Source organism: Tardiphaga sp. 285_C5_N1_2, from assembly GCF_052076065.1.
Taxonomy (GTDB): Bacteria; Pseudomonadota; Alphaproteobacteria; order Rhizobiales; family Xanthobacteraceae; genus Tardiphaga; species Tardiphaga robiniae.
The window spans coordinates 2,613,983-2,636,124 of the sequence record NZ_CP197241.1; the positions used below are offsets into that span (position 1 = coordinate 2,613,983).

Annotated in this window: 19 protein-coding genes; 7 read left to right on the top strand and 12 right to left on the bottom strand. The window is 61.8% G+C overall.

Annotation, left to right across the window (positions count from 1 at the left end; genetic code table 11):
- Nucleotides 1–11 precede the first annotated feature (11 nt).
- The 4 genes from accB to AB7951_RS12480 all read right to left on the bottom strand — a co-directional run bounded on the left by accB (nucleotide 12) and on the right by AB7951_RS12480 (nucleotide 2,373).
- Nucleotides 12–506 carry an acetyl-CoA carboxylase biotin carboxyl carrier protein gene (gene accB, locus AB7951_RS12465; RefSeq protein ID WP_089264108.1) on the bottom strand — a complete coding sequence of 165 codons (495 nt, stop codon included), beginning with the start codon at nucleotides 504–506 and terminating at the stop codon, nucleotides 12–14.
- A gap of 51 nt (nucleotides 507–557) precedes the next feature.
- A complete protein-coding gene (gene aroQ, locus AB7951_RS12470; RefSeq protein WP_093758393.1) occupies nucleotides 558–1,025 on the bottom strand; it encodes a type II 3-dehydroquinate dehydratase in 468 nt (155 codons plus the stop codon).
- A 290-nt stretch (nucleotides 1,026–1,315) separates the two neighbouring features.
- Nucleotides 1,316–2,053 (bottom strand): DUF1236 domain-containing protein, encoded by a 738-nt coding sequence (locus AB7951_RS12475; protein WP_441255827.1) that lies wholly within the window; start codon nucleotides 2,051–2,053, stop codon nucleotides 1,316–1,318.
- A gap of 113 nt (nucleotides 2,054–2,166) precedes the next feature.
- Complete coding sequence (locus tag AB7951_RS12480) at nucleotides 2,167–2,373, bottom strand: DUF6894 family protein (RefSeq protein WP_089264111.1); 207 nt, start codon at nucleotides 2,371–2,373, stop codon at nucleotides 2,167–2,169.
- 134 nt (nucleotides 2,374–2,507) lie between these two features.
- Here AB7951_RS12480 and AB7951_RS12485 point away from each other — a divergent pair, with 134 nt between their 5' ends.
- Both AB7951_RS12485 and AB7951_RS12490 read left to right on the top strand, forming a co-directional pair.
- On the top strand, nucleotides 2,508–2,675 hold the full coding sequence (locus tag AB7951_RS12485) for a hypothetical protein (RefSeq protein ID WP_210210678.1): 168 nt from the start codon (nucleotides 2,508–2,510) through the stop codon (nucleotides 2,673–2,675).
- A gap of 141 nt (nucleotides 2,676–2,816) precedes the next feature.
- Complete coding sequence (locus AB7951_RS12490; protein WP_441255828.1) at nucleotides 2,817–4,841, top strand: outer membrane protein assembly factor BamB family protein; 2,025 nt, start codon at nucleotides 2,817–2,819, stop codon at nucleotides 4,839–4,841.
- A gap of 1 nt (nucleotide 4,842) precedes the next feature.
- Here AB7951_RS12490 and AB7951_RS12495 read toward each other — a convergent pair whose 3' ends face one another.
- From AB7951_RS12495 to AB7951_RS12505, 3 genes are all read right to left on the bottom strand, one after another.
- Nucleotides 4,843–5,751, bottom strand: a complete 909-nt coding sequence (locus AB7951_RS12495) for a cation diffusion facilitator family transporter (protein WP_089264113.1) — start codon at nucleotides 5,749–5,751, stop codon at nucleotides 4,843–4,845.
- Nucleotides 5,752–5,948: 197 nt separating this feature from the next.
- Nucleotides 5,949–6,731, bottom strand: a complete 783-nt coding sequence (locus AB7951_RS12500; protein ID WP_120289366.1) for a DsbA family protein — start codon at nucleotides 6,729–6,731, stop codon at nucleotides 5,949–5,951.
- 133 nt (nucleotides 6,732–6,864) lie between these two features.
- Nucleotides 6,865–8,124, bottom strand: coding sequence for a GGDEF domain-containing protein (locus tag AB7951_RS12505; protein WP_439061659.1), 1,260 nt, complete (start codon nucleotides 8,122–8,124; stop codon nucleotides 6,865–6,867).
- A gap of 307 nt (nucleotides 8,125–8,431) precedes the next feature.
- Between AB7951_RS12505 and AB7951_RS12510 the strand changes: the two genes are divergently transcribed.
- A complete protein-coding gene (locus AB7951_RS12510; RefSeq protein WP_120290286.1) occupies nucleotides 8,432–9,445 on the top strand; it encodes an adenylate/guanylate cyclase domain-containing protein in 1,014 nt (337 codons plus the stop codon).
- Nucleotides 9,446–9,556: 111 nt separating this feature from the next.
- Nucleotides 9,557–10,684 carry a patatin-like phospholipase family protein gene (locus AB7951_RS12515; protein WP_120289368.1) on the top strand — a complete coding sequence of 376 codons (1,128 nt, stop codon included), beginning with the start codon at nucleotides 9,557–9,559 and terminating at the stop codon, nucleotides 10,682–10,684.
- 241 nt (nucleotides 10,685–10,925) lie between these two features.
- On the opposite strand, the gene AB7951_RS12520 is transcribed toward AB7951_RS12515, so the two are convergent.
- The 4 genes from AB7951_RS12520 to AB7951_RS12535 form a co-directional block, all read right to left on the bottom strand.
- The gene (locus AB7951_RS12520) at nucleotides 10,926–12,155 is read right to left on the bottom strand and encodes an ATP-binding protein (RefSeq protein ID WP_158596790.1); all 1,230 of its coding nucleotides are present in this window, start codon (nucleotides 12,153–12,155) and stop codon (nucleotides 10,926–10,928) included.
- A gap of 26 nt (nucleotides 12,156–12,181) precedes the next feature.
- Complete coding sequence (locus tag AB7951_RS12525) at nucleotides 12,182–12,907, bottom strand: response regulator (RefSeq protein WP_120289372.1); 726 nt, start codon at nucleotides 12,905–12,907, stop codon at nucleotides 12,182–12,184.
- Between the two features lie 105 nt (nucleotides 12,908–13,012).
- Nucleotides 13,013–13,861, bottom strand: a complete 849-nt coding sequence (locus tag AB7951_RS12530) for a DUF3313 domain-containing protein (protein ID WP_120289374.1) — start codon at nucleotides 13,859–13,861, stop codon at nucleotides 13,013–13,015.
- A 114-nt stretch (nucleotides 13,862–13,975) separates the two neighbouring features.
- A complete protein-coding gene (locus AB7951_RS12535; RefSeq protein ID WP_093758401.1) occupies nucleotides 13,976–15,391 on the bottom strand; it encodes a M48 family metalloprotease in 1,416 nt (471 codons plus the stop codon).
- A gap of 111 nt (nucleotides 15,392–15,502) precedes the next feature.
- Between AB7951_RS12535 and AB7951_RS12540 the strand changes: the two genes are divergently transcribed.
- The 3 genes from AB7951_RS12540 (at nucleotide 15,503) to AB7951_RS12550 (ending at nucleotide 18,790) form a co-directional block, all read left to right on the top strand.
- A complete protein-coding gene (locus tag AB7951_RS12540) occupies nucleotides 15,503–16,705 on the top strand; it encodes an aminotransferase class I/II-fold pyridoxal phosphate-dependent enzyme (RefSeq protein ID WP_120289376.1) in 1,203 nt (400 codons plus the stop codon).
- Between the two features lie 17 nt (nucleotides 16,706–16,722).
- On the top strand, nucleotides 16,723–17,331 hold the full coding sequence (locus AB7951_RS12545; RefSeq protein WP_120289378.1) for a biotin transporter BioY: 609 nt from the start codon (nucleotides 16,723–16,725) through the stop codon (nucleotides 17,329–17,331).
- Nucleotides 17,332–17,449: 118 nt separating this feature from the next.
- Entirely contained in the window at nucleotides 17,450–18,790 is a 1,341-nt protein-coding gene (locus AB7951_RS12550) for a dicarboxylate/amino acid:cation symporter (RefSeq protein ID WP_120289380.1), read from the top strand.
- Between the two features lie 75 nt (nucleotides 18,791–18,865).
- Here the strand turns inward: AB7951_RS12550 and AB7951_RS12555 are convergent, their stop codons facing one another.
- Nucleotides 18,866–22,048, bottom strand: coding sequence for an Rne/Rng family ribonuclease (locus AB7951_RS12555; protein ID WP_439066451.1), 3,183 nt, complete (start codon nucleotides 22,046–22,048; stop codon nucleotides 18,866–18,868).
- Nucleotides 22,049–22,142 lie beyond the last annotated feature (94 nt).

Genomic DNA, 22,142 nt, shown 5'->3' on the forward strand with positions numbered 1-22,142 from the left:
ACGTTGTGGTGTTACTCGATGATGACCAGCGCTTCGCCGTATTCGACCGGCGAGCCGTCTTCGATCAGGATCTGCGTCACGGTACCGGCCCGCGGTGCAGGGATCTGGTTCATGGTCTTCATCGCCTCGATGATGACCAGCGTCTGTCCGGCAGCAACCTTGGCGCCGACTTCGATGAAGGCCGGCTTGCCGGGCTCCGGGGCGCGGTAGACGGTGCCGACCATCGGCGAGGGCACAGCGCCAGGATGCTTGGTCATGTCGGCGGCGGCCGGTGCGGCAGCAGCTGCGGCGACAGGCGCGGGTGCAGCAGCCGGTGCGGGCGCATAAGCTGGCACAGCGGCAGCAACGCTGATGTTACGCGCGACGCGCACGCGCAGACCGGCGCGCTCGACCTCGATCTCGGTGAGGTTGGTTTCATCCAGCAGCAGCGCCAGTTCGCGGATCATGCCGCTATCGTTGCTGGCTTTCGGCGTTGCGGTCTGTGTGTCGTCAGGCTTGCGGGCCATGGGCAATCCAATGTCTGAAGTGAAAGACGAATAATGAGCGAAGCGGGCGCGTCACGCGATGGCGTTGGCACCGATTTTTGCGGCGAGGCCGCTGATCGCAAGGCGATAGCCCTCGATGCCGAAGCCGCAGAGGCTGGCAAAGGCTGCCTTGGCGATGAAGGAATGGTGGCGGAAGCTTTCGCGGGTGTAGACGTTGCTGACATGCACTTCCACGGTGGGAATGCGCACACCGACGATGGCGTCATGCAGGGCGATCGAGGTGTGCGAATAAGCGCCGCCATTGATCACGATGCCGGCCACGTGTTTCTCGCGGGCCTGATGGATATAGCCGATGAGCTCGCTCTCGCTATTGGACTGCCGGCAATCTGCGGTCAGGCCATATTGCGCGGCCGTGGTCACGCACAACTTCTCGACATCGGCCAGAGTTGCATGCCCATAGGTGTCCGGCTCGCGGATTCCCAGCAGGTTGAGGTTGGGGCCGTTGAGCACGTAGATGGTGTTGGTCGTGGTATTGGCCATCGGACATCCCGGGCAATAGCAATGGGCGCGGGTGGGCGCCGTTCTGCCCGGGGTTATAGGTAACCAAACCGCGGAGGGGAAGCCTCTAGGCCCCCGGTTCCCCCAGCCAAATACCTCACCCAATTCATAAAAAGCCCACTGGAACCTATGGAAAATGCTTATTAACCAAGGTTAAAGCCACTGGCGCCATTTCCGGTGATCTGCCGGATCACGACAGGGGCGGAGCGTCCCGGATAGCAAACGGGCGGACCCTTTCGAGCCCGCCCGGGTGTCACATCAGATGCGCCGCCTTAGGCGTCGATGACTGCGACGATCTCGAGTGTTCGCGGGTTCACGACGATGATCTCGTTGCGAACCAGGAAGAACTCATAGCCGCGCCAGTCCGGATAGACGGTGATGATCTCAGCCGGAAGCGGGTGGAAGCGGACCTCGCGCGGCACACGGGTGCCGACCGAGATCGAGAAGTTCACATTGGTCACCGGCTGGATATTTTGCTGCTTGATGACCGTGGTGACCTTGGTGCGCTGCTCGGTGGTCAGCTTGGCGCCCGCGCCGGCCTGACCGGTGGTTGTGGTCGACTTGGTCTCCGTCGATGTCGACTTGGTGTCGGCACCTGACTTGGAGTCGGTCGACTTGGAATCGGCCTTCATGTCCTTGCCGGCTTTTCCGCTGTCACGAGTCGAGTCGGTCGTACGCTTGTCGTCACGCTGCATCTTGTCGTCGGACTGCGTCGACTTCACCGCCGGCTTCTGCTCGGACTTGTTGGTGGTGTCGGTCGCTTCGTCCTTGTTGACTGGTGCGTTGCGTTCGGCCGGCGCAGCACGATCAGCAGCCGCGCCGCCTGCGGGCGCGCTCGTTGCGCCGCTACGTGCAGCACCGCCCGCCGGCGCCTCACGTGTCATTCCGGCACCTCCGGCGCCACCACCCGACGTTGCAGCTCCTGCGCCGCCGGGATTTTGCGCGCTAGCCAAACCCGAACCTGCAATCAGTGCAGCGGTGGCGACGCTCATCAATAAACGGTTGTTCATCTTGGTTCTCCTCGCGATGCATTGCCCGCCGTACAACGGCATTGGCGGAAGGATGTTCCTGAGAAAGTGTAGTTCCATTGCTTTTGTTATGCTTGAGTATACGTCACGCCGCGTCAGGGCTTGATCTTCGTCTTGTAGACTTCATCGCCGTTGTCATCGATGACGACGACCTTCCGGTCACAGTCGCCTGCGATATCAACTGCGATTTGATGAGCAATATTCTTGGCGACATCCCTGGCTTGCGTGTCGTCGCTACAATCCAGACCTACGGGGTCCTCAAGCCGGAAACCATCGACAATCTCGAAATGATATTTTGGCATTGCTCTTTCTCCTCCTCCGTAAAGGGCAATCCACCACCGTTGGGGATGTTCCTAAGTCGAAAATGGAAGGACGACGGTCTCAGCCGGAACCAAATGGCAGCACGTGCATTGCACCATCGAATAAGGAAAATGCGATGCCAGCCTTTGTGGAGATGATCGTTCAGAAGATAGCGGAAGCGGCGCCAATCGAGAATTCGGTGTCCGATTTTGTCGCCGGCGTCCTGGAAAATACGGCAAACAAGCTATCGCGCTTTGAGCAGCGCTCGGATGACTGCGAGACGACAGTCGAGGACATCGCGTAACCATCGCTATAATATTTATCGAGTTTCAAAGAGGCCGGCTGTTACGCAGCCGGCCTCTTTACTATGCGTTCGACATGGACAGGGCAGGCTCAACGACTAACATCAGGTCGTATCGGTCGGGATCTGCGGAGCTGTGCTTCGATGAGGAATTGGATTGGAGGAATCCTGGCGCTCGTAGTCCTGTCGGTAGCACCTGCTCTTGGATGGGAGCATTGGGGTAGCGACCGTGGTGGCTCTCGCTTTGCGCCGCTTGACCAGATCACCTCCGACAATGTCGGCCGCCTGATCGAGGCTTGGCGCTTCCAGACTGGCGATCTCCTGCGTCGCACACCTGCGCAGATGGCGCGCACCAAGTTCGAAGCGACGCCGCTCCTGGTTGAAGACAGCCTCGTCTTCTGTACGCCATTCAACGAGGTGATTGCACTCGATCCCGCCAGCGGTCGGCAGAAGTGGCGTTTTGATGCGCGGGTCGCAGCGGATGTGCGTCCGGCCAATCGATGGGTGTGCCGCGGCGTCGCCTATTGGCGTGACGATCGCGCAGCATCTGGCGCGACCTGTCGCAGCCGCATCTTCATGGGTACCAACGATGCCCGTGTCATTGCGCTGGATGCCGCGACCGGACTGCCATGTGCCGACTTCGGCGCGCAGGGTGAGGTCAAGCTCGACCCGGGAATGCCGCTTGATGGCCCCGGTGAATTTCAGATCACATCGCCGCCGGTGGTGGGGCGCGACGTCGTCGTGGTCGGTTCTGCACTCGCCGACAATCGGCGTGTGAGCGCGCCCAAGGGGACCGTCCGCGCGTTCGATGTGCGAAGCGGTGCGCCGCGATGGTCGTGGGATCCGCTAGTCCATGACGGTATCGAAGCCGGCCACGCCAATGTCTGGGCGCCGATGTCGGTGGATGACGAACGCGGATTGCTGTTCTTGCCGACGTCGTCACCCAGTCCGGATTTCTGGGGCGGCAAGCGGCCCGGTAACAATGCGCACGCCAATTCGGTCGTTGCGCTGAAGATCGACACGGGTGAACTGGTCTGGTCGTTCCAGACCGTGCATCACGATGTCTGGGACTACGACGTGCCGGCGCAGCCGACGCTGGCCCGCATCGATCTGGCAAGCGGTCCGCGCGACGTCGTGATCCAGGCGACCAAGCAGGGCTTTCTGTTCGTGCTGGATCGCACCAGCGGCGCGCCGATCTGGCCGGTGGAGGAGAGGGCCGTTCCGCAAGGTGGCGTCGAGGGTGAAGCGCTGTCGCCGACGCAGCCGTTTCCAACGCATCTTCCGACACTGGTGCCGCAGCGGGTAATGCCGGATGAGGCGTTCGGCGTGACATTCTGGGATCGCGGCAAGTGTCGGGATGAACTGGCCAATGGACGCAACGAAGGGCTCTACACGCCACCTGCGACCGTTGCGGGCACCTTGCTGTTTCCGATGACCGGTGGCGGCGTCAACTGGGGCGGCGTTGCCTTCGATCCCGTCAGTCAGGTGCTCTATGCCAATACGAGCCGCGCCGTACACCGGGTCACCCTGATCCCGCGCGCCGAGGCGCAGAACTACAAGCCGCCGGCAGGTACGGATTTTGGCGCGCAGTGCGGCGCGCCCTTTGCCATGACGCGGGCGCTTGTAACGTCGCCGCTCGGCATGCCCTGCAACAAGCCGCCATGGGGCGCGATGGTTGCGGTGGACCTCAAGGCGGGCAAAGTGCTGTGGGAGTCGAAAGTCGGCACCAGCGAGGACACCGCGCCATTGGGGCTCGCACTGGCCACCGGCATGCCGCTGGTCAATGGTCTGCTGCCGACGCGCGGCGGCGTGATCTTCACCGGCGCGATGGATGCCTACCTGCGTGCGTATGATGCGAAGACTGGCGCCGAACTCTGGCAGGGGCGACTGCCAGTGCCGGGCGTCGCCAATCCCATGACTTACGTCATCGGCGGAGAGCAGTATGTGGTCATCGCCGCCGGCGGGCATTCGGAAGTCGGCACTTCGATCGGCGACAGCGTCGTGGCGTTTCGTCTTGCGCACGACGGAGAGGCGCCATCGCTGCGCTCGCTATACATCGATCGTCCCGGCGGCCGGCTTCGCGCCGGCGCGATCGTGCTGGGCGTGGTGCTCGTCCTGTCTCTTGCCTTTGTTCTAGCCTGGCGTGTTCGGCACAAAGCGCGGGGGTGACTTACACCCAGCGCTTGTCGGCGGTGAAGTCCACTGTCAGCCAATAGCCGGGGCTGAGGCCGCCCATGGCCAAAGCAATCTCCGCGCGTATGGCGTCGAGTTCGGCGAAGGTCTTGCTGATCTCGCCGGACGGTGCCACCAGCCCGATCTCGATGAATTGCTGACGGCCGGAGCGCATCACATGCGAGCTGCAGTCGCTGAAGCCATGCTTGTGCGCGATCGATTGCGCGAGCTCGCGAACCTCCTCGTCGAGATCGCTCGGTGCGACCTGCAGGATGTCGCGCCCGGCATTCCAGATCGTCGAGAGCGGAAACGGCAGCAGGCAGATCGCAACCACCAGCAGGATCAGCGGATCGACCAGCGGTGCATAGGCCGCTGCTGGAGTCTTCGCCATCACCGCTCCGAGCAGGAAGCTGATGCAGACCGCCAGACTGAGTACGCCGCCCATCAGCCATGCACGGGCATCGATGTCGAGCAGTTGCGAGCCGTGTTCGCCGGCCGAGCGGCGGATATAGATGCTCATGCCGAAGCTGATCGCACCCGCCACCGCGGCGAAGATAGCGCCGGGGCCGAATTCGATGGCGCGACCGCCGGTGATCAGCCCGTTAAGGCCGTCGATGAAGGCATAGGCGCAAGCGAAGCTGAGCACCGTGCCGTTGATCAGCGCGAGGATCGGTTCAAGGTGCCAGTAGCCATACTGGAAGCGGTCGTCTTCGCCTCTGCTGATCAGTCGTGCGGTCAGCAGTGCAACGCCGGTCATGGCTGCGTCGATCAACGTGTAAAAACCGTCGAAGGCGATGGCGCGCGAACTGATGGCGAGCCCGAAAGCGATGCTGGCGAATGAAATGAGAAGCGTGACGTAAATCGAAATCTTCAGGAGCCGCTGCTCCTGTTTGGTATCGGTCAACATTGGGAACTTAGGCGGGGTGTCCGCTGCATCCTTTTACCGTTGGGGATAGGTTGCCCTATCACAGATGGCGTTCAGCCGCTTTGACCGCTACCGCAAGATAAATAAAAAACCGGCTGCGATGCAGCCGGTTTGTCATATTTCCGAGATGTTCGTGTCGGTGCAGGCGACGGTATGAATCACCCTGCCGGTGTCTGGGTTTACGAACAGAGCGCCTTGCCACAGCGGGCCTGATTGATCTTCTCCTTCAGCGCGTCTGCCCCGACGGCACCGATGATCACCTGCTTGCCGATGACGTAGCTCGGCGTGCCGTTCATGCCCATGGATTCCGCGAGCTTAAAGTTCTCTTCGATGGTCGCGCGCACTTCCGGGCTGGCCATGTCCTTTTCCAGTCTGGCGACGTCGAGACCTGCTTCCTTGGCCGCTGCCAAGGCGCGGGCCTTGTCGGCCTGGCCGCGGCCGCTCAGCAGCTTCTGGTGGAAGTCGAGATACTTCTTGCCGGTCGGGTCCTGCATGCGCACGGCAACAGCAACCTGGGCGGCTTCAACCGAGCCGGGCCCGAGCACCGGGAATTCCTTCAGCACGACCTTGAGCTTCGGATCGTTCTTCATGATGCCGACCATGTCGTCCATGGCGCGCTTGCAGTAGCCGCAATTGTAATCGAAGAACTCGACGAAGGTGACGTCGCCATCCTTGTTGCCGACGATGACGCCGCGCGGCGAGTTGAAGATGGTGTTTGCGTTCGCGGCGATCGCAGCCTGGTGCTTCTCGGCTTCAGCCTGCGCCTGACGCTTGGTCAGCTCGGCCGAGACCTCTTCGAGGATTTCCGGATGGGTGATCAGGTAGTCCTTGATGATCTTCTGGATCTCGCCGCGCTGGGCGTCATTGAACGTCTGCGCCGATGCGACCGCGGGCGCGCCACACAGCGCGAGGGCCAAAGCCAGGGCCGGGCCGGCGGAGGCGAGAAAACGGAACGAAGGCATGGGCAAATTATCCTTTGGAAAAGGCCGAGTCAGAAAGCCAAGTGTCATTCGGGAAGCTGCTTAGCATTTTGAGGGCGAAATACGCGTTATTTGTGAAGGCGGTCACGCGCAATTCATCATGGCGCCGCAGGTCTCAGAAGCCGGAATGGTGGTGATCCGGCCCGGTCATTGCAGTGAGGGCATGCGGTGCCGGCAACGGAGCGCTTCCGATCTCGTCATCGAAGATCGGTGCCAGCGGTGGTGCGGGCTCATAGAGCACGACCCGGTTCTTGCCGCTGTGTTTGGCCTGATACAGGGCGTGATCGGCAGCCGCCATCAATCGCTCTGGGGAGGCGATGAGGTCGGGGGACCACTGCGCGACGCCGATGGAGGCGGATAGAGTCCTCACTGTGTGTCCGGCATTGCCAAATTGTCGCGGGCAGGCGGCCAGCACGCGCCGCGCGATCTCGCCGGCCTGCTGCAGGTCGGTGTCGGGCAACACGATGCAGAACTCGTCGCCGCCGCATCGGGCCAGCGTATCGCCGGGGCGCAACTGATCTTGCGCCGCTTGGGCGAATTGCTTCAGGCAGTCATCGCCGGCGCTGTGACCGAAGCCATCATTGACCGCCTTGAAGCCGTCGAGGTCGATCGCCAGCAGTGCGTATGGGCGTGCGGTCCGCCGCGCCATCGCACATTCCTCGTCCATTCGCTGCAACAGGCGGCGGCGATTGCCGGCGCCGGTCAGATCGTCGATCAGCGCCAGTTCGGCTGCGTCGCCACGCAGGCGGTCGATCGCCATCATCAGCAGTCCGTAATTCCATGTCATGGCGAGGAATGCCGCCACCAGCATGAAGCCGGCCTGTACCGCATCGACCGTCACCATGGTCGTCTCGCTGCCGCCCAGATGAAGCAGCGCGGCAATCGCGCGGCAGGCAAAAGCAACAAGCAAGAGAATCGAGAGGTAGCCGGCCATCCGTGCGCCGTGATTGCTGCGCCGATGATCACGCGACAGTAGCAGTGGTAGCGTCAGCGCCACGGGAACGCCCTGGCTCAGCGAGTAGACGACAACGCGCATCGCATATTCGTCGAGGACCAGTCTGAAGAACAGGAAGCTGGCCAGGCTCGCGGAAATCACCAGGGCGGTGGCGATCCAGGATGTAGGCCTGTCGTAAAAGCGACGGATACCGACCTCTGACAGACAGTAAGCGAGAACTGTCATCTGCGCGGCGAACAGCAGGCCGACGGGATTGGGAAACAGCAGGCCGAGAGCAGGGCCGATCGACGCGCTCAGTGAAGCGGCGCTCCAGTAGCGGGCCGGGACGAAGTTCGGATAGCAGCGTGCGACATAGGCCCAGACGAGACCTGATGACAGGAAGTTGGCGAGCGTGAACCAGAAGATGGTCGTTGTGCTCATCGCCGCCGGTCCCACGTGCGTGTGACGCCGCTGTGTGCGGTTTCGTGATCCGATGGCTGCATTGGTCTCCCCGTCGGACGCGATGAGCGCATCCATTTTCACTAAATGCAGCGAGTTCCGTTAACGGAACCTGAGCGCTGCCGGCGAGAAGCTTGGGGTGGTTGTAAAAGGATGAAGATCATATCGGCGTGCACGGCAGGCCCGGTGAGGCCGCCGCAGGCGGGCAACCTTTGCCATCGGCCCGTGTCAGCCCTCCCTCGGACGATCTGATATACCCCTCCCGTCGGCTGTGCCGATGGGAGGGACCATGAACGCCAGGTTTGAACGGAAACTGAGGGTCCTCACGACGATTATCGCCGCTGGCGGCGCTGCCGGTGTCGCGTTCAGTGCCACTCATGATCTGCCCATTCTGCCCGGGCTCGTCATCGGATTGGTGATCAGCACAGTTCTGGGCGGCTTCGAAATCATGGTGGCCGATGGTCCGATCCGGAGCTGGCTGAGCGGTCGCTCGTTCACCGCCAACCTGCTGATCAAGAGCGCGTTCTACGCCGTCGTGATTTTGGCCGTGCAATGGTTTCGGCTTGCGGATGTGCTGATCGGGCGGACGCTCGAGATCGCGGAGGATACGTTCTGGTCGAGCCTAGTCTATTCGGTCGTCGTCTCCATCGTCGTCAATCTGGCTTTGGCAATCACCAATCTCGTCGGCGGACGCGCGTTGTTGAACTTCTTCACCGGGCGCTATCACACGCCGGTCGAGGAAGAGCGTTTCGTCCTGTTCGTGGATATCGCGGGCTCGACCAGCCTGGCCGAGCAACTTGGTGGCGTCGGTATCCACCGTTTCCTCGATCGGACCTTTCGCCTGCTATCGCTCTCGGTCGTCGATTATCGTGGCGAGGTGCTCGCCTATGTCGGCGACGAGATGATCGTGACCTGGACGAAGCGGGACGGTGCGGTCGATTGCCGTCCGTTGCGCTGCTTCATGGCCATGCGCGACGAATTGGCGCGCAAAGCGGGGCAGTTTGAGCGCGAGTTTGGCACGGCGCCCCGCATTCGCGGCAGCCTGCATTTTGGGCCGGTGATCATCGGCGAAATCGGCGACGTCAAACGCGCGATCGTCTTCAATGGCGACGTCATGAACACCGCCTCGCGGCTGGAAGAGCTCAGTCGTGGTGTAGAGGGCGGTTTTGTCGCATCGAAGGCGGCGATGGATTGCTTTGCCTCGACTCCGCCATTCACGATCAGCGCACTCGGTCATCTTCCCATTCGTGGACGCGTGGATGGAATTGTCGCATTCGGTTTGCAGCCGCCGCACGAAACATAATGAAATAAACGCGCAAACAAATGGCAAATCAACCGTGCAAGAGTTTCCGGACATGGAAACCCGCATGGCCCAGTATTCAAGATTCACTTTGATCATTACAGAGCTCGCGTGATGCCTCGCGCGACGCTTTCCATTATTTGCACAGCGCTGCTGCTGTCGGCCTGTGCGTCGCTGCCGCGCGCGCCGCTGATCGCAAGCGCGCGCGCGACGATCCCGCAGATTCCGTTGGCCAGGATATCGCACGACGAAGGCTATCGCATCTTCGCGGGATCGCGGCGCGGTGCCGCACCGCTTACCATCCTTGCCTTGTCCGGCGGCGGCGCTGACGGCTCCTATGGCGCAGGATTCCTGAAAGGCTGGTCAGACTCCGGGCTGCGCCCCGAGTTCGATATCGTCACCGGCTCCAGCGTCGGCGCCCTGATTGCGCCATTCGCGTTTCTCGGCCCGGGCTATGACGGCCGTCTCGAAGCGATCTTCACCAGCGGCGCGACTGAAAATCTGATGCGTATCGCGGGGGTCAACGCCGTTGTTGGATCGGGCGTCTTCAAGGCGGGGCCGATGAAAGACCTCATCTCGAAATATGCCGATGATCGGATCATCGATGCGGTCGGCGCACGGTATCGCAGGGGCAAGATGCTCATCGTGGCCACCACGAACCTCGACACCCAAGGGACGACGCTCTGGAATATGGGGGAGATCGCGAGCAGCGATAGTCCTGGCCGCTATGAATTGTTCCGGAATGTTCTTGCTGCGTCGGCCGCTATCCCCGGGATTTTCCCGCCGGCCTTGATCGCCGTCGAGTCCGGCGCAAACATGTATTCCGAGATGCATGTCGATGGCGGCGTGACATCGAATATTCTGGCTGTGCCGGAAAGCGTGTTGACGGCCCACGCGGGATCGCTGGCTACGAAGTCTCGGGTCTTCGTGATCGTTAACGGCAAGCTGTCGCCCGACGCCTCCTATACGTCGGATCTGACGCTTCCGATCGTGGCGCGCTCGTTTCAGACCTCGGTGAAGGCCAATACGCGCAATGCGATGATCGCGACATACGATTTCTGCAAACGCAACAACTGGGATTTCAAAGCAACGGCCATCGACGCGGGCAAGCTCACCACGAGCGATCCAACCAATTTCGATACTGATTATATGAAAGAGCTCTACGCCTACGGTCGTGCCAAGGGCGGTTCGGCCAATGGATTTCAATCCAACCTGGAAGGGTTGAGGGGGCAGGGTAGCTAGATGTGTCGCATCGCTCCAACAGCGTCTTTGGAACGCTCCCGAATACGGATATCCGTTCGGCGCCTCTGGTCTCGTACAAAAGACATCGCGTTCCTGAGCGTGGAGGTTGCGTATTATCCGTTGCTCGTCTTCGGGATCGCGATGATCTTGTGGTCGGGCTGAACAGGGGCTGCTTGCCAAGGATTGTTCGCCAGCGATCGTCTGCAGCGGCGACCGTGTGGTCGCATGGCGAGCGCGTCGTTCAGGCTGCGACCGATGATACGTTCGCGATATCGATCTCAATGGAAAGCGTCTGCCTTAACCCGTGAGGTTGCCGGTTCTCGATCTCGAGCGTGCCTCCCTGTCGTTCGACAATTTCCTTGGCGATGGCCAGGCCGAGCCCGGCGCCGGGGATTGACTGGCGGCGGGCCGGATCGGCGCGAAAGAACGGTTCGAAGGCACTTGCCAGGAATTGTTCGGGAATGCCGGGACCGTTGTCATCGATCAGGACGACAGCGCGGCGATCGTGAACGCGCAGGCTTACGATGGCGCCGCCGCCATGGGTCGCAGCATTGATGATGAGATTGCGTAGGGCGCGCTTGAGTGCGAGCGGTGAGATCTTGACGCTGCTGTGATCGAGTCCGGCAATTGTCACCCGCATCTTGATCAGGGTGAGTTCGGCACAAACGTCCCCGACGAGTTCGTCTAGTCTGACGTGTTCGGTGCCTTTTCCGACGGTCTCTTCCCGAACGAGCTGGATGGCGCTGTCGGCAATGTGATCCATTTCATCGAGGTCATGCAGCCACTCCTCACGCTCTCGTTCGTTGAGAAATTCGGCGCGCAGACGCATGCGTGTCATGGGGGTCCGCAAATCGTGTCCCGCGGCAGCCACAAGTCTGATCTTGCTGTCCATCGCTTTTTTGAGACTTGCGCCCATCATGTTCAGTGCCTGAGCGGTGGCCTTGATTTCGATAGACCCTTCTTCTTTGAGCACGGGCAGCACGCCGTCCTTGCCAACGGACATCGCCATGCTCTGCAGCAATTTAAGCTGGTTTGTCGTCTGATGGGCGACCGTAAGAGCAACCCCGATGACGCCAACCGTGATCAGTACCATCCAGCCGGCGAGGCCCCACCACACTTCAGGAGGCGGCGCGTGCTCGCGTATGGGCCAGCTCAGCCAGCCGGGGCCCATCTTGATGGACGCCCATCGTTGGCCGTCCGGCGTTTGCTTGACGAAAATGTCGAAATTGGCTTGCGATTTTTGAAATGCTTCCTGCAGAAGCTTGGTCGGCGCTTCCAGAAGCTTTCCCTCGATGGGCGCCGGCTGAAGATGAAAGACTGCATCGTTTCCGCGAAAGGTGATGCTGTTGGAAAATGCAGCGACGCGAGACGTCAATCCGTCACGAAAATCCTTTTCGACCAGCCCGAGTATCATTTGCGACATCACGGCGCTGGCCAGGATCACCACACAAAGGACCGAGCCCACGAGCATCAAGGAAAATCGAATGCGTATGGAGTTCATGTGTCTGCGCCAATGGTTTCAACGCGTGCCGAGAAAATGTAGCCGCCGTTACGCACGGTTTTGATCAACTGGAAATCATCATTGTCGCCAAGCTTCTTGCGCAACCGGCTCATCAACACGTCGATCGAGCGATCGAACACGTCGTCGGAGCTGCGGTTCGTCAGTTCGATCAGTTGATCACGCGAGAGTAGGCGACCCGGCCGTCTGACGAGCACGAGCAACAGTTCGAATTCAGCTGTCGTGAGATCGAACGGCTGCCCGTTTTCGTCCAGCAACTGCCGCGCGCCGGGATGGAGTTTAAATCTGCCGAAGTGATGTTCGAGCACCTGAGAGAGGTGGATATCCTGCGTCACCTTGCGACGAAGAACCGCGCGGATGCGGGCGAGCAATTCGCGCGGATTGAACGGCTTGCCGAGATAGTCGTCCGCGCCGATTTCGAGGCCGATGATCCGGTCGACATCCTCCTTCAGCGCCGTCAGCAGGATGACGGGTATCTCGGAGCCCTCCCGCCGAAGATCGCGGCAGATATCGAGGCCCGACCCATCGGGGAGCAGGACATCGAGAACGATCAGGCTGACCTCGTTGGTCTGCAGCGCTTCCTTCATCGTTCGCTGGTCGGAGGCGATGGATACGCGGTAGCCTTGTTCGGTCAGATAGCGTCCCAGCAGTTTTCGTATTGCAAGATCGTCATCGACGATGAGGATGTGAGACATGGTCTGCATTGGGCGGCATCCGGCTCCAGGCGGTTGTTCGTTCAACGTGACTGCTAATGTCGTAGCATAGCTGTCTTGGGCGGAGGGACGGTAATCACTGTCATGCATGTCCGGTCATTCCGCCACCGGCATCGCGTCGTCATTCCACTCGGGAGGTGCTCCCATTTTCCCGCCGATGAAGGCGGAAACGCCGGTGCGCCCGAAAGCATCACAGGCGGCGTATTTGGGCTTCCCCCCAAAGGCCGAATTCACGCGCTGTAGACTGGGCGTGGACAGCTTCTTGTCGAACGGATTTTCACCGGTAATGAGGAGCTTGCTGAAATCTGCGCCGAACTCGCCCGCCAGATCGTAGGCGTCGCCGGATGCCGCAACGCGCGGTGTGCTCGTCAACATGTCGGCATCGCGGGCCCAGACGAATGCCGCTTTCTGCTGGCCTTGTACGTCGCGGGCTTCCGCCTCGACCGACAGGCCGCCCATGCCGTACGGGATTCTGGGCACGACGATGGGAAAGCCTGCACTGATGAACATAGGTGCGGCGGAGGCAACTTTGGCGGCCCCAGCGACATTCGGATCGGTGACGGTCACACGCGTCACGGTGACATGCACCGTGAGGTCGGCGGGTTGCCCGGATGGGACCACATTGAAGCGGTCGCTCAGTCCGATACAGACGGAACGGTCGACAGCATTCGCGATGACGCGACGTTGCTTGTCGGTGAGGGCGGCTCGAGATGCGGCATGAGAGAATGACGTGGGTATGATGCTGACACTCCTGGCCGCCAGGACACCGGCCTTGTCGACGCGCATCTTGGATTTGGTAGTGATGCCGTCGGCCGGCGCGAGGTCGTTATACGAGGTGAGAGACCCTGATGTCTCCAGCTGCGCCGTGGCGCATCCAGCGACAGTTGCTGTCAGAGCGTGCAGGCATATCAGTTTCAACACGTGGTTGATGGCGTTCGCGCGCATAGAGATGTCCCCCAATAGTCAGGGACACTGCGTACGGAGACAAATTGTCAGCCACATTGCGAAAGATTACGGATCAGCCGCCATTTGTTTCAGAACATTGCAGAGGGAGTCGCGCTAGTTCTTGCCCGGCATTTTCGCGGCGATGATGTCATCGGCCTTGACCCAGCCGGGCGTGCCCACCGCGAAGCGTGCCTTCGCACGTGACGCCAGATCACGGGCGGTCTTGTTGTCGCCGCGCAGGAAGGCGGCCTGGGCCGAGGCCAGGTCGGCCTCTGCGAGTTCGCCCTTGCGGCCATAGGCCATGGCGAGCTGCATGTAGCCGACGGGCGCTTCACTCTCGCGCGCCACAGCAGTGCGCAGGATGCGGATTGCCTCGTCGGTATAGGCCTTGTTGTCGGAGGCGACGAGTGCTTGGCCGAGCATCATCTCGATCAGTGGCGCGTTGTTGGAGAGCTGCACCGCGCGGCGCAGCGGCGCGATCGCCTCATTGGGCTTGCCGCCTTCCAGCAAGGCCTGGCCGCGCAGCTCGTAGAAATACGGATTGTTCGGTTGCGCCTTGATCAGCGCATCGATCTGCTCGACAGCCACGCGCAGATCGCCATGGCGATAGGTGGCGATGGCGCGGGCATATTGCGCGGGCAGGCTGGTGTCGGACGGCGGATAGCGCCGCAATACCGTGTCGCGCTGCTCCATGAAGCCGGCGGTCTTGGCGCGCATCAGCTCGTGGCGCAGCATCAGCGCCGGATCGTCCTTCTTGTCCCAATAGGGACTCGACTTCGCAAGCTCCTCGAGGGCGGCAACGCGCTCTCGGGGCATAGGATGCGACATCATATACGGGTCGCTTCCGCGTGCTGCGAACAGGCTGTCGGTGCCGAAGCGCTGGAACGTCTCGTACATGCCTTTGGACGACTGGCCGGTCTGGTTCAGGAATTTGACACCGGCGCGGTCGGCATTCTCTTCCTGCTGCCGCTGATAGGACAGCATCGTATTCATCATCATCGCTTGCGGCGCGGCGACCGCTGCGGCGCCGATATTGCCGGCAGCACCATTGGAGTTGCCGCCGCGCGCTCCGGCCGCCATGGCGCCGACGCCGAGCAGCATCGCCACGATCATCTGGGTCTGCGCCTGCGCCATGCGCTCGCGCAGCTTTGACAGATGGCCGCCGGCGAGATGGCCGGTTTCGTGGGCGAGCACGCCGATCAGCTGGTTCGGCGTCTGTGACTGCATCAGCGCGCCGTGATTGACGAAGATGCGGCGACCGTCAGCGACAAAGGCATTGAAGCTGGCGTTGTTGATGATGACGACCTGGATGTTTTGCTTTTCGAGGCCTGCGGCGCGCAGGATCGGGCGCGTATAGTCACGCAGCAGCTGTTCGATCTCGGCGTCGCGCAGCAGGCGCGGAGCGTCGCCTTGCTGCGCATGGGCGGCCATTGGCGTCAGCGTCAGCGCCGCCGCGGTCAGCAGCGTGGTCAGCTTCGAGAACAATCGAGATGCAGCCCTTTTAGGCTGCAGCTGCAGGTCTTTCATCATTGGCCGAGGTTCGGATTCGATATAAGCCCTAACAAGTCAAATATTGCGGCGGGAGCGCGGCGTTGCTCCCATGCCGTAACGTGCATAACGCCGCGCAGATAGCAGATTTCCATGCCAGATACGATCCTCAAAGCCCGGGCACACAGCCTTCTTGCGGCGTCCGGCCGCAGCAACGTTCCCCCGTTCATGGTGATGGATGTGATGGCCGCCGCGGCGCGGATCGAGGCCGCTGGCGGGCACGTGATTCACATGGAAGTCGGGCAGCCGGCAGCGCCCGCGCCCAAGGTGGCCATCGAGGCTGCACAGGCTGCACTGGCGCACGGGCGGATTGAATATACCGCTGCGCTTGGCACCCCGTCGCTGCGCGCGCGGATCTCCAAGCATTATCGCGACGTCTATGGCTGTACGGTCGATCCGGAGCAGATCGTGGTGACCACCGGCTCCTCCGGCGCGTTCATCCTGTCCTTCCTGGCCCTGTTCGAGCCCGGCGACCGCGTCGCCGTCACCGTGCCCGGCTATCCGCCGTATCGGCACATCCTCACCGCGCTGGGCTGCGAGCCGGTGCTGATCGAGACCCATGCCGACAAGCGGCACGCTCTGACTGCCGAGGATCTGCTCGCCGCGCATCGCGAAAAACCGCTGAAGGGCGTGCTGGTCGCGAGTCCGGCCAATCCCACGGGCACCATGATGTCGCGCGAAGCGCTGACCAGCCTGATCCACGCGGCAGATGATGCGGGCATTCGCTTCATCTCGGATGAGATCTATCATGGGCTCGATTATGCATTTCCGGCCGTGACCGCGGCCGAGCTGTCGCCGAACGCGCTGGTGATCAATTCCTTCTCGAAATACTTTTGCATGACTGGCTGGCGCGTCGGCTGGATGGTCGTGCCCAAGCCGCTGGTGCGGTCCATGGAACGGCTGCAGCAGAACCTGTCGATCTCGGTGCCGACGCTGTCGCAGATTGCGGCAGAAGCTGCGTTCGACGGTCATGCACAGATGGAAGACATCAAGCATGGCTATCAGGAGAACCGCCGCATCCTGACCGCAGGATTGCCGCAAGCCGGCCTCACGGACTTCCTGCCGGCCGATGGCGCCTTCTATCTCTATGCAGACGTGTCGAAATTCACCACTGACAGCTTCGATTTCGCCAAGCAGATGCTGGAACAGGCACATGTGGCCACAACGCCCGGCAGCGACTTCGATCCGATCCATGGCAAGTCCTATATTCGCTTTTCGTATGCGAGCTCGACCGAGGACATGCATGAGGCGGTCGCGCGGATCAGCAAATGGCTCGGGCAGGGCGGCCCGAAGTGAGGGAGCCTGTCTTGTCGATGGATTCATCCGTCTCGAATTTGCCCCACGTCTCGATCGCCAGTGTGTGGTGGCCAAGCCGCGGTGAAGGCTTCGCCGTCGTACGGCGCGCCATAGTGCTGGCGGCGTTCGGAGTCGCGTTGTTGGCGGTTTCGGCGAAGATCAATCTGCCATTGCCATATGTGCCGATGACCCTGCAGACGCTGGTCGTTTTGATGATCGGCGCCGTCTATGGCTGGCGCCTCGGCACGTTGACGATCATCGCCTATCTCGCCGTCGGTGCATTGGGATTGCCGGTGTTCGCCGGGCCCGTTGGCGGTCTCAAACCGCTCACGGGGGCCACGGCCGGCTTCCTGTCGGGCTTTGTCGTTGCTGCGTTCATCACGGGCTGGTTCAGCGAACGCGGATGGGATCGCTCGATGGTCCGCCTGTTCGTTGTCATGGCCATCGGCCACATCGTGATCATGGCCATGGGCTTTGCGTGGCTGGCTTACGGTATGAAGCTCGGCGCCGAGAAGGCCTGGTTGGTCGGCGTGATGCCGTTCCTGGCGGGGGCATTAGTGAAGAACACATTGGGCGCGATCCTGGTACCCGTCCTGCGCGGAATGGTTGATCGCCGGTATCGCTGAACGCTCGGCGCGATATTTGTTCGTTAATCGCCCAAGTAATTCCGCGTGGCGGCTTGCAAGAGGCCGCCCATGTGACTAATGACCGCGGCAGTAAAAATGCTCAGGGAGTTGAAGCGGAATGTCTGCGGTAACGGCAACGGCGGGTCCGGGAGCGGCCGCTCCGGTCAAAAAGCCCTGGTACAAGGTTCTCTATATTCAGGTGCTGATCGCCATCGTGATCGGTGTGCTGGTCGGGTGGCTGGAGCCTCAGTTCGCCACCAATGAATGGATCAAGGCGCTCGGCGACGGCTTCATCAAGCTGATCAAGATGGTGATCGCGCCGATCATCTTCTGTACCGTGGTGTCTGGCATTGCCCATATCCAGGACGCCAAGAAGGTCGGCCGCGTCGGCATCAAGGCGCTGGTCTATTTCGAGATCGTCTCAACCTTTGCGCTGATCCTTGGTCTTGTGATGGGCAACCTGTTCCAGGTCGGCCATGGCTTGGTGACCAAGACCGAAGGCAGCGCGGGCGCTGTCGCCAATTACGTCAAACAGGCTGAAGCGACGAAGTCGGTCGATTTCGTGCTCAACATCATCCCCGACAGCGTCGTCGGCGCTTTTGCCAAGGGCGACATCTTGCAGGTGCTGTTGTTCGCGATCCTGTTCGGTTTCGCGCTGATGGCGCTGGGCGAGCGTGGCCACAGGTTACGCGACATGATTGATGAGACGTCGCATGCCGTGTTCGGCGTGATCGCCATCGTCATGAAGGCGGCCCCTCTCGGCGCATTCGGCGCGATGGCCTACACCATTGGCAAGTTCGGCCCGGCGGCGCTCACCAACCTGTTGAGCCTGATCGTGCTGTTCTACGCGACTGCAGCACTGTTCGTGGTGGTCGTGCTCGGCATCATTGCCCGCATCGTCGGCTTCAACATCTTCAAGTTCATCGTCTACATCAAGGATGAGCTTTTGATCGTGCTCGGCACTTCTTCGTCGGAAAGCGCGTTGCCGCAGCTGATGGAGAAGCTGCAGCGTCTGGGCTGTTCGAAGTCGGTCGTCGGCCTCGTGGTGCCGACCGGCTATTCGTTCAACCTCGACGGCACCAACATCTACATGACCCTGGCGACGCTCTTCATCGCCCAGGCGCTCGGTGTGGATCTGTCGTTCGGCCAGCAGGTGACTATCCTGATCGTGGCGATGCTGACCTCCAAGGGCGCTTCGGGCGTCACCGGTGCCGGCTTCATCACGCTGGCAGCCACGCTGTCGGTGGTTGATCCGCGTCTGGTGCCCGGCATGGCGATCGTGTTCTCGATCGACAAATTCATGAGCGAGGTGCGCGCGCTTACCAACATCACGGGCAACGGCATTGCTACGGTGTTCGTGTCGTGGTGGGAAGGCGAGCTTGATCACGACACGATGCACGCCAATCTCAACAAGACCATCGATCCATCGGATGTCGAAACGGCAATCACCACGGACTGATCCGCAGTAGATCGCAGCACTAAAAAAGCCGCCCGGTTTTGCCGGGCGGCTTTTCGTTGTTGCGTTGGAAGGCGCTTAGTCGCTGCCGAGGACGCGTGACCACCAGCCGGCTTTGCGCGGCTGGGCTTCGACCGCAGGGGCCGGTGCAGCGGCTGGAGCAGGTGCCGGCTCCGGGGCTGTAGCGACAGGCGCTGCCGCGGGCTGTGGCTCCGGAGACGTCGAACCGAAGTTGACCTTCTCGCGCACCGTCGAGCGACGACGTGCTGCAGCTTTGTCATCTTCCTGCGGTGCCGCGGCTTCCTGCACGGGGGTAGGTGCTGCGACGGGAGCAGGAGCGACCGGCGTCGGCTCGGGCACGGCTGGAGCGAACATCGGCACGGCGTTGTGACGGCTCTGTTCGGCCTCTGGCTGTGGCGCTGCATAGGACGCCACGGTGTCCGAAGCTGCGTACTGGTGCGGCTGTGCGTCGTGGCGCGTGTCCTGACCTTCGAGATCGGCCACGGCGTCGCTGGCTTCCGAGGTCTGCGTGGGTCCGAGTTCATCGGAGATCGATCCGGCCAGACCTTCATCGTTGCCACCACGCCGGCGTCGTCCACCACGACGGCCACGGCGACGCGGGCGACGCTCGCCATCGGCCGGCTGGTCGGCACGGGCCTCACGAGGCTGATCGTCGGCCTCGTCGTCTTCACCTTCGCTGTCGTCGCCAACGGTTTCGACGTTACCTTCGACCGTGCCTTCAGCGGCGTTCTGGAGATCGCCGCCCTCGCGACCGGGAGCGCCGCCTTCGCGTGCCTCACCAGAGCGACCACGACGGCGCCGACGGCGCTTGCGCTTGCGCCCATCGCTGTCTGTATCACCGGTGGCGCTTTCACCCGAGGTCTCGTCGTCGGTGAGACCTTCGGTCTCCTCGGTTTCGATTTCGGCTTCCGTCTCGAACAGGTCTTCGTCGTCGAAGGGTTCTTCTTCCAGCGGCGGCGGGAAGGCTGCGACCTGAGCCGCGAGAAGTGCCTTGGCGGCTTCCAGCGTGTGGACCTGTTCGCCGCGGTCGATCACGAAGGACTGCTGACCGCTGACATTCGGATCGGCGATGACGGCGAGCGTCACCTTGAAGCTGTTTTCGAGATCGCGCAGATGGCCACGCTTGTGGTTCAGCACATAGAGCGCGACATCGGTGCGGGTGCGCACGATCAGGTTATGCGTGGCGCCCTTCATCAGGGTCTCTTCGAGGCCGCGCAGCAACTGCAGGGCCACCGACGACACCGAACGAACGTGACCGCTGCCGCCGCAATGCGGGCAGATATCCGTGGAGCTTTCCAGCACGCTGGCGCGGATGCGCTGGCGCGACATTTCTAGCAGGCCGAAATGCGAGATGCGGCCGACCTGAATGCGCGCGCGATCCTGGCGCAGGCAGTCGCTCATCTTGCGTTCGACAGCGCGGTTATTGCGCTTCTCGTCCATGTCGATGAAGTCGATCACGATCAGACCGGCGAGATCGCGCAGGCGGAGCTGACGCGCGACTTCCTCGGCGGCTTCGAGATTGGTCTTCAGCGCGGTGTCTTCGATGTGGTGTTCGCGGGTCGAACGGCCCGAGTTCACGTCGATCGAGACCAGAGCTTCGGTCTGGTTGATGACGATATAGCCACCGGAGCGCAGTTGCACGGTCGGCGAGAACATTGCGTCCAACTGGCTCTCGACGCCCATGCGCGAGAACAGGGGCTGGCCGTCGCGATACTGCTTCACCGCGCGCACATTGCTCGGCATCAGCATGTGCATGAAGTCGCGCGCTTCCTGATAGCCGGCTTCACCCGCAACCTGGATTTCGTCGATTTCCTTGTTGTAGAGGTCGCGCAGCGAGCGCTTGATCAGCGAGCCTTCCTCATAGACGAGGGTCGGGGCCTGCGACTTCAGCGTCATGTCGCGGACGGTTTCCCACATCCGGATTAGGTATTCGAAGTCGCGCTTGATTTCCGGCTTGGTGCGCGAGGCACCGGCGGTGCGCAGGATGATCCCCATGCCTTCCGGCACGTCGAGGTCCGACACCACTTCCTTGAGACGCGAACGATCCTGTGCCGAAGTGATCTTGCGCGAGATGCCGCCGCCACGGGCGGTGTTCGGCATCAGCACGGCGTAACGGCCGGCAAGCGACAGGTAGGTGGTCAGTGCAGCGCCCTTGTTGCCGCGCTCTTCCTTGACGACCTGCACCAGCATGACCTGGCGACGCTTGATGACTTCCTGGATCTTGTACTGGCGACGCGGACGGAAGGCGCGCTCGGGCACTTCCTCGAGAACGTCGTCACCGCCGACGGACTCGACCTGATCCTCTTCGGCTTCTTCCTCGCCGTCTTCTTCGTCTTCCTCGTCGTCGTGTTCGTCGCTGTCAGCGGCAGCGGTGTGCTCATCCTCGGCACGCTCTTCGTGGTGAACGTCCTCGGCATGCGCCGCGTTCTCTTCGGCGTGAGCGGCCTGAAGCTGATCGTCGTGCGCATGATCGTCGTGCGTTTCGGCGGCTACCGGTGCCGGCGTCTCCGCAACGGCTTCGACCGGCGCAGGCGAGAAGCCTGCCGAAACAGGCTGTTCGGTCACAGGCTCGGATGCAACGACCTCGGACACGACGACCTCGGGAGCCACAGCTTCGGCAGCGACGCTCTCGGACGCGACCGGTGCGGGGGCATGATCGTGATGTTCATGGTCGTGCGCATGATCGCCTTCGGCGTGCTCATGCGCGTGGGTGTGCTCGTGACCGTCATGGTCATGATGGTCGTGATCGGCAGCGTGGTGCCCGTCATCATGGGTATGGCTGTGGACCTCGAAGGCCGGATCGCGCGGCTGTTCGGCCTGCGACGGATCGATCGCTGTCGCATCGACGACATCGCTCTGCACCCGCTCGCCACGGTCGCGGCGACGGGAGTTGCGATGACGCGAGCGCTTACGGTTGGAGCGGTTTTCGGTCTCTTCCTCAGCTTCGCGATGGGCCCGTTCATCCGCCTCGATCAGCGCCTGACGGTCGGCGACCGGGATCTGGTAATAGTCCGGATGGATTTCGCTGAAAGCGAGAAAGCCGTGGCGGTTGCCACCGTATTCGATGAAGGCGGCCTGCAGCGACGGTTCGACGCGCGTGACTTTGGCGAGGTAGATATTGCCGCGGAGCTGCTTGCGCTGCGCAGTCTCGAAATCAAACTCTTCGACGCGATTGCCGCGAACCACGACGACCCGGGTCTCTTCCGGGTGGGTCGCATCGATCAACATTTTGTTTGGCATTTGGAAGCTCATGGAGGCGGACGGCATGCGTGGCGGCAAGCGCGTGTCGCGCGGCCGGGTGACGCAACGGTCCACCTGATTCGGGGGTGAGGGG